The organism is Chamaesiphon sp. OTE_75_metabat_556, assembly GCF_031378165.1.
Lineage (GTDB): Bacteria > Cyanobacteriota > Cyanobacteriia > Cyanobacteriales > Chamaesiphonaceae > Chamaesiphon.
Genome location: NZ_JANNDR010000455.1, coordinates 1 through 16,499, shown reverse-complemented (window position 1 = coordinate 16,499; position 16,499 = coordinate 1). Strand labels below are relative to the sequence as shown.

The window sequence follows — 16,499 nt, the reverse complement described above, 5'->3', positions numbered from 1 at the left end:
AGTAAACTATTTGCAGCAGGGGGTGTCGTGATGTAAATAGTTTACTGATGTCCATAAGTTAGGGATAATAATTTGTGTTTTAATTGCATTAACAAACGATCGAGTTACAAGAAAATATTGGCGCGAATAATGCCTTTGATCGGTTTGCCAGATGGCTGGAATTGCATTCGCTCGATCCCGTTTAGGACAGTTTGATCGAGTTGGGGATTGCCACTCGATTTGGCAATTTCGGCAGCAGTAACAATTCCATTAGCATCGATCGTCACCCGAATTCTGAGCCGATCTTTGCCGCTATCGCGATCTTGTAAATCTTGCAGTTTGGCAATTTGGCAATTCTGAATACACTGCAACCCAGAATTACCAGATCCATTACCGGAATTACCAGATCCATTGCCGGAATTGTTGCCAGTTGCCACGCCACCAATCTTGCCATCGGCTTTACCTACAGCATTCACAGCTCCTGGATTACCTGTTGAGGCACCATTGTTGGTATTAGAGCGATCTCCGCTGGTATTGGTGGACGACATCGCGCTGCTATTAACTGGATTAGTGCCGCTTTGCTTGGGTACCACGCCGCCACCAGTCGGATTACTGGGTTTAACCTGTCGAGCATTATTACTACCTACCAGCGGATTGTCGTTGGCGGAGCCTGTCATGCTGACAATCGATCTGGGCGGATCTTTTGGTTGCTGGAGATTGTTAGCCGATCTCGTTAGTGGCTTTGATATTGCGGGGGTGGGCTGAATCGGTTCGATCGATCGATCTGATGTCAGCGGTGTGGGGCTGGGTAAAGGATTGGCTGGTAGCGGATTCGATGCTCTCGCTTGTTCTGATGAGTCAGATCGAGCGGGAATGGGTGAATTAACTGGTGTCGGGGTAAATTTAGCTGTGGATTGAGGTTTTGGTGAGATCGGGAAGGAGAAAGATCTAGTTGGGGGTGACGACGATCGATCGTCCCGCACGGCTGCACCGAAATTGCTGGGGAAGGGTAAATTAGCCTTGCTGATCGGCATCCGGTTCGGCTGGGCTTTGGGTTTAGTTGGTGGCGATCCTGGCTTGAAAATCTTGATAGTGGCGATCGCGATTGCAGGGGATAGTGGTTTCGGTGTGGATGATGGCTTGACTCCGATGCCTGTGGGAGTGGATTTGGGCTTGATGACGGTCTGTTTTGGCGGAGATTTAACCCGCTTGGGGGCACTCGATCTCTTGACGATTGCTGGCACGATCTTGGTTGGTGTCGGCGTGGGAATAACTGGACTCAGCGGCTGGTTAATAGCGGGTTTTGAGGCAATCTCGATCGGTGGTGTCGATTTTACTGGTGCGATCTCTACGGGTTCGACTAGCGTAATTTCGATCGGTTCATCTCCCGTGCTCGCTGGTTGCCACCAGTGAGCAAGCCCCCAGATCAAGCCGAGATGGAGCAGCGACGAACTACCAAACCCAATGGCGAGGATCGATCTCAGTTGTCGAGAATTGTGGTGATTAGACGATCGCATATACTTTTAGAAATTAGCGGAAACCCCAATTCGATAAGTTCTCCCAGGGCTATAAATCCGATTGACTTTTTCGTACTGAACGTCAGCGAGATTTTCAACATAGAGATTGAGTCCGATCCTCTCGCTCACTGGTATCCGTGCGCCCAGATCCAAATTGAAGAAAGATGGCACAAAATCGGTACTAGTTTGATTGGTGCTGGCAAATAAGGCGCGGCGCGTTCCCGCATTGTAGTTAGTGAGGAGATTGACTTCCCAGCCTTGATTGGCATAGCCGATGCCCAACTGAGCGACAGAATAGGGTACTAAAGCCAACTGCAAGCCCCGATCGGTACCTGTTTGAATTTTAGCGTCAGTGTAAGTATAGTTGGCAAATGCCGACCATTGGGGTGTGAGTTGTTGCTTGAAGCCGATTTCGATGCCATTGGTGCTTACCTGCCCGATATTCGCCCACTGGGTGACAGTCGAACTCACTGCCTGAGTCGCTAATCGATCGTTGAGATTGCTCCCAAAGTAGGTAATCGTCCCCGTAGATGTGGGACTAAATGCCAGATCGAAACCCGCCGTCCAGGTGGCACCCGTTTCTGGTTTGAGATTGGGATTGGGGAACCAGCCGTGGACGGTATCATAGAGATAGAGTTGGTCGAGTCCGGGGTTGCGTTGGGCACCTGCGACGGAGGCGCGGAGGGCTAAATTAGGCGCAATATCCCAACGGGAGCCAAGACTGGGATTGAGATAATTACCAAATTGCGAGTTAAAGTTTTGTCGGAAGCCTAAATCTACAGCGACTCTGTCGGTAATTTTCCAAGTATCGACAGCAAATAGAGCCGTATTGAAAACATTCCGATTTTCGACATCATTAAAAGCAATCCGGGCGGGAACGGTACTAACTGACGAGCCACTGAGTTGCCGATTTTGGACTTCACCACCCCATCGGAGGGTATTAGTTGTCGAAGTTTTCCAGTTGTGGTCGATTTTGCCAGTGACAGCTTGGGTATCGAGCGTACCCGTACGGCTATTGGTACCACTAGGCCCATAGGTATTAAAATAATCTTGGTTATAACTAATGGTGGTATTGAGAATCGAACTTTGGTCGCTGCTGAGTTGAGATCGCCAATTCAAGCCGAAATTGAGTGCGTCATGATTCAATCTATCGAGTTGGGAGGGAAATCCAAAGTAGATTAGACCCCGCCGACTAGTGATTTTGGTAACATCAAAATCGAGCTGGTGACGATCGTTAATTGCCGCTGAAATATTCCCAGAATAACTAGTTCTATCTGTATCGGCATTAATTAGTTTACCGGTGGTGGCATCGCGATTGGCAGCACCAACGGGGACGCTATAGTTGTTATCAATTTTATATTTTTCGACACCAATTCGATAGTTTAATTGCCGACTGCCACCTGTATAACTCGCTCGATAATCCTGCCGACCATAGGAGCCGAGTTCTGCCGATACATTGGTTTCTGGCTTGCCTTTATAAGTCTTAGTGATAATATTTACCACGCCCCCGAAGGCTTCCGAACCATAGATAATATTACTCGCACCACTAGAAAGTTCGATCCGATCGATTGCATCGACGGGAATACTATTGAGATCGGTCGCTCCATGATAAGTACTTACATTAGTGCCGATCGAGCGACCATTGAGCAGGATAATAAATTGGTTCGTCGATGCCCCACGATAATAAGTTCCGGTGTGAATATCTGCCCCATAACCGACATCATTAATCGCAAAGCCTGGTAAATTATTGAGGGCATCAGCGGCATTTTTCGCGCCTTGGCGATCGATTTGTTGCCGCTCGATCGTGTAAATTGGCGCAGACTTGGGCAATTCGATCCGCCGTTCGCCAGTAATGTCGATCGTCAATTCTGGTTCTGCGGCATCAGTTGGCAGTGGTGCCGCCTTTACGCAGCGGTCATCGGCAACAATCGATCCGGCACAACTGATCGCGATCGACATCACCACTAATCTATTCACGATCGTCACCAGCCAATTAATTTGTCGAATCAAGATATTTACACCTTTTTGAAAAGATTTCGGCAATAACCACCTACCGAATGCGGTTCGCACTGGCACTGACGTGTCTTGCTAACCCCTTGAAGATTGTGGGTGGAATTGTCGCTACTGTCAAAAGACAGGCCGTCAAACCTCTCAAGTCGATTCTTGCGGTAATCTAGGGAAAAGCTCGCATAAACATGGCATGGTTCCTTTACCCAAATACCGACCCAAACAGCTCTCCCTGGGGCCATTAGAAACAGAAATTCTCAAAATTGTGTGGGAATTGGATTCAGCGACAGTCAAAGATATTCACGATCAGATTTTGAGCGATCCCGATCGGGAATTAGCGTATGCTTCGGTGACTACCGTCCTCAATCGACTCACTCAAAAAGGCTGGCTCAAATGCGATCGTCAAGAACGTAGCTTCATTTGGCAACCGCTACTTTCAGAAGCTCAAGCCCAAGCCATTCAAGCCTACGAACAGTTACAGCAATTTTTGGCGATCGGCAATCCCGATATAGTTGCCGCTTTTGCTGACGATCTCGATCGCGCTAGTATCGACCAAATCGAAGCGATCGCCCAAAAACTCACCGCCATCCGCAAGGCTCAGGAGGAACAGTAATGCATCTAATTGTGTTAACAGCTATTTTGACGATTGTTTGGCTACTGCGATGCACTTGGTCGGCAACCGATCGTCACAATTGTGTCGGGCAAACAACCCTAGTCATCTTTTTATTGCCGCCCCTGTCGCTATTTACTAGTGCGATCTCCATCATTTGGATGGGACCCCACGGCCGGATGGTGTGGGTAGGAAATGACTGGTTGAGCTATGCTCTGGCAATCGGCTTTTTAGGCTACGCTGTCATTAACTTACTCGATCTGGCTAGTTCCGGTTGGCGGATGCTCCACCAGATCCGCACTTACTCGATCGTCACATTGGGAGCGAGCAACGTTCGCCTGCTCGACATTGCTACGCCCCATAGTGCCCAAATCGGCTTTTGGGAACCAGAATTGGTCATCACTCAGGGTTTACTAGACACTCTCACTACCGAGCAGCTAGCCGCAGTTTTGGCACACGAGCAAGCACATTATCATTACCGCGATACCTGGTGTTTTTTCTGGCTGGGGTGGCTGCGACAGATGACCGCATGGCTACCGCAAACTGAAGCGATCTGGCAACAACTCATCATCTTGAGAGAACTCCGCGCCGATCGCTGGGCAGCCGATCGTACCGATCCCCTCGTCGTCGCCACCGCCCTCCTCGCGATCGTCCAAAACACGCCAGTATTTACGGAAAATATCTGTGCTGCATTTAGTCAAGCTGTCTCGCCAGATCGGCTTACCCAAAGGATTGACGCCCTGCTCGATCGGGTAACAACCCACCCTGAAACCGATACTGATGTCGAACCGCGCCACTATATATCTGCATGGGCATGGTTGCTCGTCGCGGTATTGCCATTACTCACCATTCCTTTTCATAGCTAGCTTAAATGTTAGAGCGAATCTCGATCGACCGAAGATCGAGAAGAACTAAAATCTGGTAGCCTAGAGAAAATTGATTCAGATTGCCACCCTTGCTCATTCACATCTTGCAGCAACCTGCAACGCCCGACCAGATCGCTCAGATGCTTCAAGCCAATCGCTACTATATTAAAACAGTTGTAGATATCCAGCTTCAAATCTTGGCAGGTGGTGGTGAAATGCACTCGGACTGTGAAATAGTTCTACTCGATAATGGCAGTCAACAAACAGATATTTGGGGTGCAAGTTGGAATCCAATTTCTCAAGAAATTTTCTATGAATCAATGGTTAACCTCCGTCCGCGTCAAAATAGATCGATGGAAATTTTAGATCCCTCGATCCGCGAGCAAGTTGCCCGAGTCATCCACCATTTGTTAGAAGACTTATGAATAATTGGACTGAAGCAGAAATAGCATTTCGATGCCAAAGATTATCTGTACGAATGGAGCAACTGGCACAGAACTTGACTCTTATGGGATCTCTGAGTGCCCAGAATGTTGAGGGAGAGACAGTATTAGCAATTTTGAGAGAAAATAAGGCTTTTCTAGAATTAACAGCGATCGATTTAGATATAGATAGTGCCTTCGAGCTAGCACAAATGCAACGCCAACTGTCCCAATGGCATATTCATTGGGATGAGATCTGGAATAGCAATATAAGTCATCAAGAAATATCAGCTTTGTGTTTAATTTGGGCAAATAGAATCCAAGAAATGTCTATCGTTCTGGTTTGATATTTTTCAAATTACCGTATGCAAATAGATTACGCCATTTGTAGGGTCGGGTTTATGCCATCAATATCGAATGTAATAAAAATCTAATTCAAACCCGACCTCCCCTACCAATCGCTATAAATCACATCCCCTCAAGGAGAAAATATAGTGACAGATTTCCCGCGCTGCGACAGATTTGATATAATTAAAGATAGCAAATATTGTAATGATACGAGATTAATCCGATCGAATGTTAGAACTAAAATTAGAACGACTTCGCAATCTATTTGTCGAAATGGATCGAGCGTTAATTGCTTATTCTGGTGGGATTGATAGTACCTTAGTTGCCAAAGTTGCCTATGATGTTTTAGGCGATAGAGCCTTGGCTGTCACTGCCAAATCACCATCATTATTACCTGAAGAATTAGAAGATGCGATCGAGCAAGCTAGATCGATCGGGATCGCGCATCAGATTGTCGAAACTCACGAAATGGACAATCCTAATTATTCATCCAATCCCGTCAATCGTTGCTATTTTTGTAAGAGCGAACTCCACGATACACTCAAGCCTTTAGGATTGAAACTCGGCTATAGTTATGTCGTCGATGGTGTTAATGCTGATGACTTGCAAGACTACCGCCCAGGAATTCAAGCCGCCCAAGAACGGGGGGCACGATCGCCTTTAGCCGAACTAGCTATTACGAAAATGGAAGTCCGCGAGATTGCTAAGTTTCTAGGTTTGTCCTGTTGGAATAAACCCGCTCAACCTTGCCTGAGTTCGCGATTTCCTTATGGTGAAGAAATCACGATTCCGAAGTTAAATCGCGTGGGTAGAACGGAGATCTATTTACGCAGGTTGGGATATGAAAATGTTCGCGTACGATCGAGTGAGGATACCGCCAAAATCGAATTACCAGCCGAATTAATTCAGCAGTTTGTAGCTAATACAAATTTAATTGAATTGACAGAAACCTTTCGGTCGTTCGGATTTGTTTACGTCACTCTCGATCTAGAAGGATATCGCAGCGGCAAATTAAATCAGGCAATCCCCCAAGTCGCTAATTAAGCTGGATCTAGCGATTGACTATCAACTATCAACTATCAACTATCAACTAATTACCCCTGCTTATTGAGTCGATCGAGTAACCACAACGAACAGACGATCGCGATAAAATGAGCGGTAATGATGTGAGTATTCGCCAGCACGATCAAAATATCCAATGGTTGAATAATTTTACTCAGGGCATCAGCACTAAAGGTGGCAAACCCGATCGAGGAAGAGAGTGATTTCCCCAGTAGTGTCCCCGCGATCGATTCTGCGGCCATCACACTCGACCCCATCCCCAGCACCGAAGAGATCAGTCCCCACTGGACGAGTTTGATTGTCGCTGCTCGCTTCGGACGCAGATCGGGATTCTTGAGCTTGCGGGAAGTCATCACATAGCGAAATGACCAGTAAGTGCTCACGTATAGCACCAGCAACCCACCTACCGCAAATAGCAGACTGCCACCCGTACCAGGATTAGTCGCCCCAGTACTGGCGAGGGGAATCGCAAATAGAAAGATCAAACTGGCAACTACTGCCAGGGCAAGTTGCAACCAAAAGCCAGCCCAACCGACCCTCCGGAGCTGGGCGGCAATTTTTCTAACTGTTTGGGGGGTGTTACCGTTAATTTCCAAGTCTGACATAAATATTAGTTAAGTAATAAGAAGTTATCAATAAGAAAATAGAATAATTGTCCCTGGACATAAATTGAATGAGTTAAGCTAGAAACTGGGTACCTATATTTGTTCGCGCATCGGCTGGGACGAATCGCTCGCGCAGCGTCTCTGTAGAGAATTGACTCGTTCTGATGGACATACTCCATAATTTTACTCCTGTCTTGTTTTGACAGATCTGTTCTCAATTTACAAAAGCAACATTTACACGATCGATATTCTATCGAGCTTTCGGGCTTGGTAAGGATTGAAACCTAAGTAAAAATGGGTTTACCAACATTATAAGGTTGTAATAGCTATGAACTTTGAAGATATCTACTGCTTTTTCCGCAACCCGCCACCACTCTACCTCAATCAAGAGTTGGCGGTTTGTTACATTCTCGACATTTTGCTTCAAGACGATTCTTATGGTACTGAATTGATCGCTAGACTGGAGCACGAATCTTCAACCTACCGCCTTTCAGATACCGTTTTGTATAGTGCGATTAAATTTTTGGAAGCGAACGGCACGATCGTTGGCTACTGGAAAAAAGTAGAAGGTCGCGGTCGTCCGCGCCGGATGTATCAAATCGATCCGGAATGGACGGCTAAAGCCAAGGAACTTGCCCACTTCTGGCAACGATATTCTAGCGGTCATCCGACAGCTAAGAATACATCTGCTTTCGATAGTCGCGCATTATCCGTCGGTAGCTAGCTAAACATGGGGATAGCGGATGAGATTTCGCTCTCGTCTGCTATCCCCATTTTAAATTTGAATAGTAAACGATCGGCAGGTAACATACCTGCTTTTTTGTTTGTCAAATTTCCTAGCTTAAATTGTGGCATCGATCTAAATTGGAGGTAGCGACGATCGCCTAAACCGACATTCAGGATTTGATTTTCGACATCAATGAGCAAGTCGAAAATTTTCCCACAGCCGAATCGAGCCTCAATTCTTAACTCTCAACTATTGCAAGCATGGCTAATCGACGGATTTTACTCTGGCATCGCAACGATCTGCGCTTGCATGATAATCAACCGCTAACTCAGGCACTCCAAGCTAGTGATAGCGTAATCCCCTTATATTGCTTTGACGATCGCCAATTTGGGCAGACGCAGTTTGGATTTTCCAAAACGGGTAAATTTCGCGCACAATTCCTCCTCGAAAGCGTTGCCGATCTCCGGCAGTCCTATCAGACTCACGGGAGTAATTTAGTCGTGCGACGGGGTTTACCCGAACTAATTATTCCCGAACTAGTCCAGAGCTTGAAGATTACCGACGTTTATTACCAACGTGAAGTCACCAGCGAAGAATTGGCGGTCGAGCAGGCACTAGCCGCAGCGTTACCAGCAGAAGACGTCAACCTGCGATCTTTTTGGGGTCACACCCTCTATCACATCGACGATTTGCCATTTTCGCTATCCGATCTGCCCGAACTATTTACCAAATTTCGGAAAGATATCGAGCGCGAGTGCCAGCTTCAACCAGCTTTAGCCACACCAGCCAGTTTACCACCGCTACTGGTAGATCTGGATCTCGGACATCTACCCAGTTTGGCCGATTTGGGGCTGGAAGCACCTCAATTTGACTCGCGGGGCGTTTTGGCATATCACGGTGGTGAAACGGCTGGAATCGAGCGATTGGATAACTATATCTGGCAACACGATCGCTTGCGGATCTACAAAGAAACTCGCAATGGCATGTTGGGTGCAGACTACTCTTCCAAATTTTCCGCGTGGCTGGCGTTGGGCTGTCTGTCCCCTCGGTACATTGCCGCCCAAGTCAAAAAATATGAGGACGAACGGATCGAGAATGATTCGACTTATTGGTTGATTTTTGAATTATTATGGCGTGATTATTTTCGATTTATTTGTGCCAAACATGGTAACGATATCTTCAAACGATCGGGACTCCAAGGAGTGGATCTGAGCTGGCAGCAAGATTGGGAGCGATTTGATTTGTGGCGAGAGGGTAAAACCGGATTTCCGCTGGTAGATGCGAATATGCGCGAGATCGCCGCTACTGGATACATGTCCAATCGCGGTCGCCAAAACGTTGCTAGTTTCCTCACCAAGAATCTGGGTATCGATTGGCGGATGGGTGCCGAATGGTTTGAATCGTTACTGATCGATTACGACGTTTGTAGCAATTGGGGTAATTGGAACTATACTGCTGGCGTGGGAAATGATGCGCGCGGTTTTCGGTTTTTTAATATCATCAAACAGTCCCAAGATTACGATCGCGAGGGTAAATACGTCAAACATTGGCTCCCCGAACTAGCCCAAATTCCCGCAGCTAAAGTACACGAACCTTGGAAACTTTTACCAGTCGAACAAGAAAGATTTGGCGTGCGAATCGGGGTAGATTATCCCCAACCAGTAGTAGATTTATTCAAGTCCGCTCGATCGAATGAACTAATTTATAATCTGGCTTTCGACATGCCGACTAGTTCCAGCAATCGCCCCATTCCCAAACGTCGTTCTAAGTAAAGTAGATCTATGTATTTGACAAGCATAGATTGAGTAGTAAATTATGGATGCTCATCTATCCTAAAGCCTAAAACCTAATTCCTAAACTGGTAAAATCGATCGCTGACAACTCGGACAAACTGCATGAATCGTCAACTGACAATCGAGGAGATGATAGCCTTCTTTTTTAGAAGTTTTATCGCCGATTTTCAAGACTGATTCGTTTTTAAATTCGATCGTTTGATTGCAGCGAACGCAGATGAGATGATGGTGATGGTGATAGGGTTGATTGATTTCATAGTGTTTATGGTCTTCCGCCAGTTCCAACTCGCGCAAAATCCCCATCCGCGCCATCAGTTTGACGGTGCGGTAGATAGTGGATAAACTGATATCGTGCCCTTCACTTTTGAGCAGTTCATATAGCTCTTCGGCACTGAGATGTTTGCCAGCAGCTAAATTCTGAAAAATATCGAGAATGACTTCACGTTGGGGCGTCAGTCGCCAGCCTCTTTCATGTAACTCAGCTTTGAGAGAGTCTGCTGTATAGAATGACATGCTCATCACCTGATTTCGATAGTCAATTCTTATCATATCGGACTTGGGGCCTATTTGCAAGAAGCAAGCCTTATTGAGAATAACTCTCTTTTAAGTCTATGTTTTACCTCAGTTACTATTAGTAATACTTACCTAAATATTTACTAGTGAATGCGATCGAATCTGGGTGACTAAATCACTGAGGTCATCGCGATCTAAGCGATAACTGAGCGGATGGGCGATTAGTCTGGCACTGCTATGAAAGAGCGTTTCAATCTCGATCAAACCGTTCTCTCTGAGCGTTTTGCCCGTCGAAACCAGATCGATAATTGCTTCTGACATGCCAGTAATCGGACCTAATTCTACCGAACCAGATAAGGGGACGATTTCGACAGGTAAATCGATGCTATCGAAGTACTCGCGAGCACAATGCACGAAGGTCGAAGCGACGCGACCATGTGCGGGTAAATCCAAACTATTCCGGTAGGGACTACTGGCTTTAACAGCGACCGATAATCGACACGTCCCAAACTTGAGATCGACTAATTGGGCGACTTGAGGCGTTTTTTCGCGCAGGACATCATAACCGACCACCCCCAATTGCGCTTGTCCGTATTCCACATACACGGGGACATCATGATTGCGTACTAATAAAGCTTTTGCTCGATTGGTCGGATCGACGATCTGGAGTTGGCGATTGTCTTTTTCCAGGAAGGCACTAAAGTCTAAACCAACAGTCTGAAATAGCTGGATACAATCTTTGAGCAAACCACCTTTTGGTAAGGCTACGGTAATCATTTAGGGGATAGGGGGATGGGGAGACTGGGGGACTGGGGGACTGGGGGACGTACTAGTGATGATATTCAAACTCTATTCACTATTCACTATTCACTATTCACTATCCACTATTCACTATTCACTCATTCACTTGCAACCAGTCTTCTACTATTTTGTTGATGGATGATGCGATCGATTGTGCCGAGGGGGATAGCGGCAATTAGTTTGCGGGTGTATTCGGTGTTGGGAGATTTGTAGATAGTGGCAGCCGCTTCAAGTTCTTCGATTTTACCGCGATTCATCACCATAATCCGATCGCTCATAAACTTGACCACACTCAGGTCGTGGGAGATAAAAATATAGGTGAGATTGAATTCGCCTTGTAATTCTTTGAGCAGGTTTAGGACTTGTGCCTGCACGGAGACGTCGAGGGCGGATACGGACTCATCACAGATGATGAATTTGGGATTGAGAGCCAGGGCACGGGCGATACAGACGCGCTGACGTTGACCGCCGGATAGTTGGTGGGGATAGGAGTTGAGATAGTCTGAACTCAAACCAACTCGTTGTAAGAGATACTCCGCCCGTTCTTGGCGTTGCGATTTGCTTTTAATCGTGCGATGAATCACTAGCGGTTCGATAATCAAATCGCGAATATTCATCCGAGGATTGAGGGCACTAAATGGATTTTGGAAGATAATTTGCAAGTCTCGTCGGAGAATTTGCATCGCTTCGCCGTGGAGCGTAGTGATATCTTGGCCATGAAATTCGATCGAGCCTTGTTGCGGTTCGATTAATCTCAAGATCGTTCGCGCGAGGGTACTTTTACCGCAGCCAGATTCACCGACTAATCCAAGTGTTTCACCTGGATAAACATCAAAATCAATATCGTCAACTGCCCATGTATATTGCTGGCGATCTTTACCAAACATGCCTTGGGCGGGAAAGCCAACTTTTAAATTTCTAACTGATAAAATTGGGGTGGATTTATGCTCGATAGTTGGCGTTGTCAATGGGCGAATATTCACGGGAATATCTTGATTGATAACGGCGGCTGGCTGAACTTTTTCGACAATCTTCACTACCCCATTAGCATCAACCTGCTCTTCCATAAAATCCCGAATCGTTGGTAAAATCTTGGACTCACGATCGAGACGTGGCCGACATGCTAGGAGACTCTTAGTGTAAGGATGGACTGGATTTTGAAATAGCTCGACGATCGGTTGACATTCGACGATTTTACCCTTATACATCACCGCTACTACATCAGCAATCTCGGCGATAATCCCCAGATCGTGCGTGATGAAAATCATCGCCATCCCACGCCTGTCGCGTAATTCTTGGAGGAGTTCGAGAATAGTAGCTTGAACGGTGACATCTAGAGCGGTTGTCGGTTCGTCAGCAATTAATAAAGTCGGATTACAAGAAATCGCCATCGCGATCGTTACTCGTTGCAATTGTCCGCCCGAAAGTTGGTGGGGATAACGTTCCAACCAAGCTAATTTTTGCGCGTTAATAATTTGATTGAGTTCGCGATCGCTCGGCGGAGCCAACGAGATATCGTCAGGATGTTTTTTAGAATTACTCGACTCAATGCTGGCTAAATATTCTGCCCGCAACCGATCGTCGCTAGGGATTAATTTGACCTCTTGCAAACTAAAGACTGCTAACCGCCGCGCTTCTGCTGTTGAGACCGATTGGTGTTGGGTAATTGCTTCTATTAGTTGATAACCGATCGTAAATACCGGATTGAGCGCGCTCATCGGCTCTTGAAAAATCATCGCCATCCGGTCGCCGCGATAACCCGCCAGTTGGGATGGTAGTAATTGCAATAAATCGACAGCTCGTTCGGGGGTCGATCCCACCCCATCCTGAAACCACACCTCACCAGATGTAACCCGCGCCGAGTTGGGCAGCAATCCCATTATCGCCAGCGACGTCACCGACTTTCCCGAACCCGATTCCCCCACAATTCCCAGCGTTTGCCCAGGTTGAAGCGTCAACGAAATCCCATCGATCGCGGGTTGCTGGGCACCTAAAAATTCTACCCGTAAATTACGAACATCAAGAACGGTTGGACGGTGGGGGAGCCGCTCTGTTCGCGAAGCGTAAGAAGAATCGGTCATAGGGATAGGGATAAAATAAGGTTGAGGCGATCGAGTATTTCGATCTGACAATATCGATCGCTCGCGATTTGATGCTCAGTTTAACATTAACTAATCGAAAATTAGGGCACATCCAAGCTGCTAAACTGGTCGCTAATAGCTAGAAGATCGACTTTCGACAGCAGAAAAATTCATGATTGGAATCTTGGCGGTACTATCGGTATCTGCGGCTGCTGGAATGCGTATCGCCCTCCCACTGTTAGTAATTGGTTTAATCCAGGGGGATTTGTGGCAGCAAGTACCACTCTTAAGTCGCATCCAACCACCGGTGCTGATCGCCGTCCTCACCGCGTGGACATTGCTCGAACTATTTGTGTCCAAACAACTATGGGGACAACGACTGTTGCAATTTGTCGAACTAGCCTTTAGTCCCCTCGTCGGTGCGGTGATGGCGATGGCAGTAGCGAGGATCTTAAAGCTCGAACCACCCAATCTGATCTGGATTCTCGGTACAGTCGGTGGCTTATTCGCGCTAGTGTTGCAACTGGTGAAAGTAGGTTGGTTCTATCGACTCCAAGGATTGCCCACTTGGGCAGTACTCATCGAAGATATTTTGTGCGTGCTGCTGGTGCTATTTGCCTTCAAAGCACCCAATTCTGGCGGCCTGATCGCCCTGCTGCTATTGTGGCTAGCCATGCGGAGTTCTCAAAGTTGGTATCAGTGGTATAAAGAAGGGAAAAAACAGGTCGATCGGTAGGGGGTTAAAAGTTGAAAGTTGAAAGTTGAAAACGAAGTTAGGAGCGGAGACGGAGGGACTGGGGGACTGGGGGACGGGGAGATAGTTCCAAACATTTTAACTATCCACTATTCACTATTCACTATCCACTATCCACTATTCACTATCCACTCCCTCCCCGCCTAAAACCTAAACCCTAATTCCTCGATCGATTAGTCTAGATTATCTCGATCGCTAGTTTTTCCGATCCAAAGTGCTAAAAAGATCGTGTCACAATAGGAACAAACACCTAAACGAGTCGAACAGGTAGAGGTAAAGCACGATGGTACTACTAACCGATAAAGCCCAAAAACGTTTGACGATCCAGGTTGAAGCGATTGCCGAGGATACTACCACGATTCGCTCGTTAGACTGGGAGCGCGACAGGTTCGATATTGAATTTGGATTGCAAAATGGTACTACCTATAACTCCTTTATTATTCGCGGCGACAAACTCGCCTTAGTAGATACCTCCCACGAAAAATTTCGCCAACTTTATCTCGATACCCTCAAGGGTCAAATCGATCCCAGCCAGCTCGATTACTTGATTATCAGTCATACCGAACCCGACCATAGTGGGTTAGTCCGAGATATCTTGGCTCTAGCACCCAATGTCACTGTCGTCGGTAGCAAAGTCGCGATTCAATTCCTGGAAAACTTCGTCCATCAACCGTTTACCAAACAAATTATTAAAAACGGCGACGTCCTCGATTTGGGACAAGGACACGAGATCGAATTTGTAATTGCGCCGAATTTACATTGGCCCGATACGATCTTCAGCTTCGATCGCGGTACCCAGATCCTGTACACTTGCGATGCCTTTGGGATGCACTATTGCTCCGAAGCCGTCTTCGACGAAGATCTCGCCAAAATCGAACCCGACTATCGGTTTTATTATGAATGCTTGATGGCACCCAACGCGCGATCAGTATTATCCGCCCTCAAACGGATGGGCGAACTCCCCACCGTCGGCACGATTGCCAACGGACACGGCCCCTTATTGCGCTACAACGTCGGCGAACTCGTCGGACGGTATCAAGACTGGTCGCAGCTCAAAGCCAAAGCCGAAACCAGCGTCGCCGTCTTCTACGTCGCCGACTATGGCTATAGCGACCGGCTCTCCCAAGCCCTCTCACGCGGTATCACCAAAACCGGCGTCGCCGTCGAAATGATGGATCTCACCTCCGCCGACCCCCAAGAAGTCCAAGAACTCGTCGGGCGCAGTGCCGGGATTGCGATCGGGATGCCCCCCGGACACGGTAAAATCGCCACATTAGCCCAAGCCGCGATCGGGACTATTCTAGTTGCTGCCAAAACCAAACAAACAATCGGCCTATTTGAATCCTACGGTGGCGATGATGAGCCTGTAGACCCCTTAGTTAGTAAATTCCGAGGAATTGGTGTCAGCATCGCCTTCCCCGCCATCAGGGTCAAAGAAACCCCCACTGAGGCGATCTATCAACAGTGTGAAGAAGCTGGCACCGACTTAGGCCAACTCCTGACCAAAGACAAAGCCATCAAACAGATGAAGTCTCTCGATTCCGACCTCGATAAAGCCTTGGGTCGGATTAGCGGCGGCTTGTATATTATCACAGCCCGAAAAGGCGACTTTAGTAGTGCCATGTTAGCTTCCTGGGTGACGCAGGCCAGCTTTGAACCATTGGGCTTGACTATAGCAGTATCGAACGATCGGGCGATCGATTCATTGATGCAAGTCGGGGATAAATTTGTCTTGAACATGCTTGAGGAGGGGAATTACCAGACCTTAATGCGGCATTTCCTCAAACGATTTGCGCCTGGGGCGGACAGATTTGAGGGTGTGAAGACTCAGGCGGCAGAGAATGGCAGCCCGATTTTACAGGATGCATTGGCGTATGTGGAGTGTGAGGTGGCGAGTCGGATGGCTTGTGGCGATCATCATGTGGTCTATGCGACGGTGGATAGTGGGCGGGTGGCCAAGGTGGAGGGATTGACGGCGGTACATCATCGGCGGGTGGGGAATCACTACTAGCTGCGTTTGGGTGTGTACTTAACACAGAGGTACACGGAGGACACACGGAGGGGCACGGAGGAGGTTATTTGGTGAGTGTTGACGATCTGACGGGGAGGATTATTGGGTGTGCGATGAAGGTGCATACGGTTTTGGGGCCTGGTTTATTGGAGTCAGCTTATGAGGCTTGTTTGTGCTATGAGTTGACGAAGGCTGGTCTGAAAGTCGAACAACAAAAACCAATCCCACTCATTTATGAGGAAGTCAAACTCGATTGTGGTTATCGCCTGGATTTACTCGTTGAAGACCGCGTCATCGTCGAAATCAAAGCCGTCGAATCCCTCAGCCCCCTCGCCTCCGCCCAACTCCTCACCTACCTCAAACTCCATAACCGCAAAATCGGCCTCCTCATCAACTTCAATGT

Annotated in this window: 17 protein-coding genes; 11 read left to right on the top strand and 6 right to left on the bottom strand. The window is 47.4% G+C overall.

Annotated features, from left to right (window positions below; all coding sequences use genetic code 11):
* Positions 1 to 104 precede the first annotated feature (104 nt).
* Positions 105 to 1,013, bottom strand: coding sequence for a TonB family protein (locus RMO27_RS18465; protein WP_309735235.1), 909 nt, complete (start codon positions 1,011 to 1,013; stop codon positions 105 to 107).
* Here RMO27_RS18465 and RMO27_RS18460 point away from each other — a divergent pair.
* Positions 1,000 to 1,392 carry a hypothetical protein gene (locus RMO27_RS18460; RefSeq protein ID WP_309735233.1) on the top strand — a complete coding sequence of 131 codons (393 nt, stop codon included), beginning with the start codon at positions 1,000 to 1,002 and terminating at the stop codon, positions 1,390 to 1,392. The genes RMO27_RS18465 and RMO27_RS18460 overlap by 14 nt on opposite strands.
* Before the next feature lie 110 nt (positions 1,393 to 1,502).
* On the opposite strand, the gene RMO27_RS18455 is transcribed toward RMO27_RS18460, so the two are convergent.
* Positions 1,503 to 3,566 carry a TonB-dependent receptor gene (locus tag RMO27_RS18455; RefSeq protein WP_309735231.1) on the bottom strand — a complete coding sequence of 688 codons (2,064 nt, stop codon included), beginning with the start codon at positions 3,564 to 3,566 and terminating at the stop codon, positions 1,503 to 1,505.
* Between the two features lie 130 nt (positions 3,567 to 3,696).
* Here RMO27_RS18455 and RMO27_RS18450 point away from each other — a divergent pair, with 130 nt between their 5' ends.
* The 5 genes from RMO27_RS18450 to larE all read left to right on the top strand — a co-directional run bounded on the left by RMO27_RS18450 (position 3,697) and on the right by larE (position 6,793).
* Complete coding sequence (locus tag RMO27_RS18450) at positions 3,697 to 4,116, top strand: BlaI/MecI/CopY family transcriptional regulator (protein ID WP_309735228.1); 420 nt, start codon at positions 3,697 to 3,699, stop codon at positions 4,114 to 4,116.
* On the top strand, positions 4,116 to 4,979 hold the full coding sequence (locus RMO27_RS18445) for a M56 family metallopeptidase (RefSeq protein WP_309735226.1): 864 nt from the start codon (positions 4,116 to 4,118) through the stop codon (positions 4,977 to 4,979). The genes RMO27_RS18450 and RMO27_RS18445 overlap by 1 nt, the downstream gene beginning before the upstream one ends.
* A 104-nt stretch (positions 4,980 to 5,083) precedes the next feature.
* Complete coding sequence (locus tag RMO27_RS18440; protein ID WP_309735223.1) at positions 5,084 to 5,404, top strand: DUF5674 family protein; 321 nt, start codon at positions 5,084 to 5,086, stop codon at positions 5,402 to 5,404.
* Positions 5,401 to 5,748, top strand: a complete 348-nt coding sequence (locus tag RMO27_RS18435; protein ID WP_309735218.1) for a hypothetical protein — start codon at positions 5,401 to 5,403, stop codon at positions 5,746 to 5,748. Before RMO27_RS18440 ends, RMO27_RS18435 begins: the two co-directional genes overlap by 4 nt.
* Positions 5,749 to 5,977: 229 nt before the next feature.
* Positions 5,978 to 6,793 carry an ATP-dependent sacrificial sulfur transferase LarE gene (larE, locus tag RMO27_RS18430; protein ID WP_309735216.1) on the top strand — a complete coding sequence of 272 codons (816 nt, stop codon included), beginning with the start codon at positions 5,978 to 5,980 and terminating at the stop codon, positions 6,791 to 6,793.
* Between the two features lie 50 nt (positions 6,794 to 6,843).
* On the opposite strand, the gene RMO27_RS18425 is transcribed toward larE, so the two are convergent.
* Positions 6,844 to 7,416, bottom strand: coding sequence for a DUF3611 family protein (locus RMO27_RS18425; protein ID WP_309735214.1), 573 nt, complete (start codon positions 7,414 to 7,416; stop codon positions 6,844 to 6,846).
* A gap of 328 nt (positions 7,417 to 7,744) precedes the next feature.
* Between RMO27_RS18425 and RMO27_RS18420 the strand changes: the two genes are divergently transcribed.
* Positions 7,745 to 8,140, top strand: a complete 396-nt coding sequence (locus RMO27_RS18420) for a PadR family transcriptional regulator (RefSeq protein ID WP_309735212.1) — start codon at positions 7,745 to 7,747, stop codon at positions 8,138 to 8,140.
* Between the two features lie 263 nt (positions 8,141 to 8,403).
* On the top strand, positions 8,404 to 9,915 hold the full coding sequence (locus RMO27_RS18415) for a DASH family cryptochrome (RefSeq protein WP_309735211.1): 1,512 nt from the start codon (positions 8,404 to 8,406) through the stop codon (positions 9,913 to 9,915).
* 81 nt (positions 9,916 to 9,996) lie between these two features.
* On the opposite strand, the gene RMO27_RS18410 is transcribed toward RMO27_RS18415, so the two are convergent.
* The 3 genes from RMO27_RS18410 to RMO27_RS18400 all read right to left on the bottom strand — a co-directional run bounded on the left by RMO27_RS18410 (position 9,997) and on the right by RMO27_RS18400 (position 13,331).
* Positions 9,997 to 10,449, bottom strand: coding sequence for a transcriptional repressor (locus tag RMO27_RS18410; protein ID WP_309735209.1), 453 nt, complete (start codon positions 10,447 to 10,449; stop codon positions 9,997 to 9,999).
* Between the two features lie 132 nt (positions 10,450 to 10,581).
* Positions 10,582 to 11,226, bottom strand: a complete 645-nt coding sequence (hisG, locus tag RMO27_RS18405; RefSeq protein WP_309735207.1) for an ATP phosphoribosyltransferase — start codon at positions 11,224 to 11,226, stop codon at positions 10,582 to 10,584.
* 122 nt (positions 11,227 to 11,348) lie between these two features.
* A complete protein-coding gene (locus tag RMO27_RS18400; protein ID WP_309735205.1) occupies positions 11,349 to 13,331 on the bottom strand; it encodes an ABC transporter ATP-binding protein in 1,983 nt (660 codons plus the stop codon).
* 172 nt (positions 13,332 to 13,503) lie between these two features.
* Between RMO27_RS18400 and RMO27_RS18395 the strand changes: the two genes are divergently transcribed.
* From RMO27_RS18395 to RMO27_RS18385, 3 genes are all read left to right on the top strand, one after another.
* Positions 13,504 to 14,067 carry a DUF4126 domain-containing protein gene (locus RMO27_RS18395; protein ID WP_309735202.1) on the top strand — a complete coding sequence of 188 codons (564 nt, stop codon included), beginning with the start codon at positions 13,504 to 13,506 and terminating at the stop codon, positions 14,065 to 14,067.
* A gap of 301 nt (positions 14,068 to 14,368) precedes the next feature.
* Positions 14,369 to 16,096: a diflavin flavoprotein gene (locus RMO27_RS18390; RefSeq protein ID WP_309735200.1), complete on the top strand. Its 1,728-nt coding sequence runs from the start codon at positions 14,369 to 14,371 to the stop codon at positions 16,094 to 16,096.
* Between the two features lie 113 nt (positions 16,097 to 16,209).
* Positions 16,210 to 16,499: GxxExxY protein (locus RMO27_RS18385; protein WP_396133754.1), on the top strand; the 290-nt coding region annotated here is incomplete at its 3' end.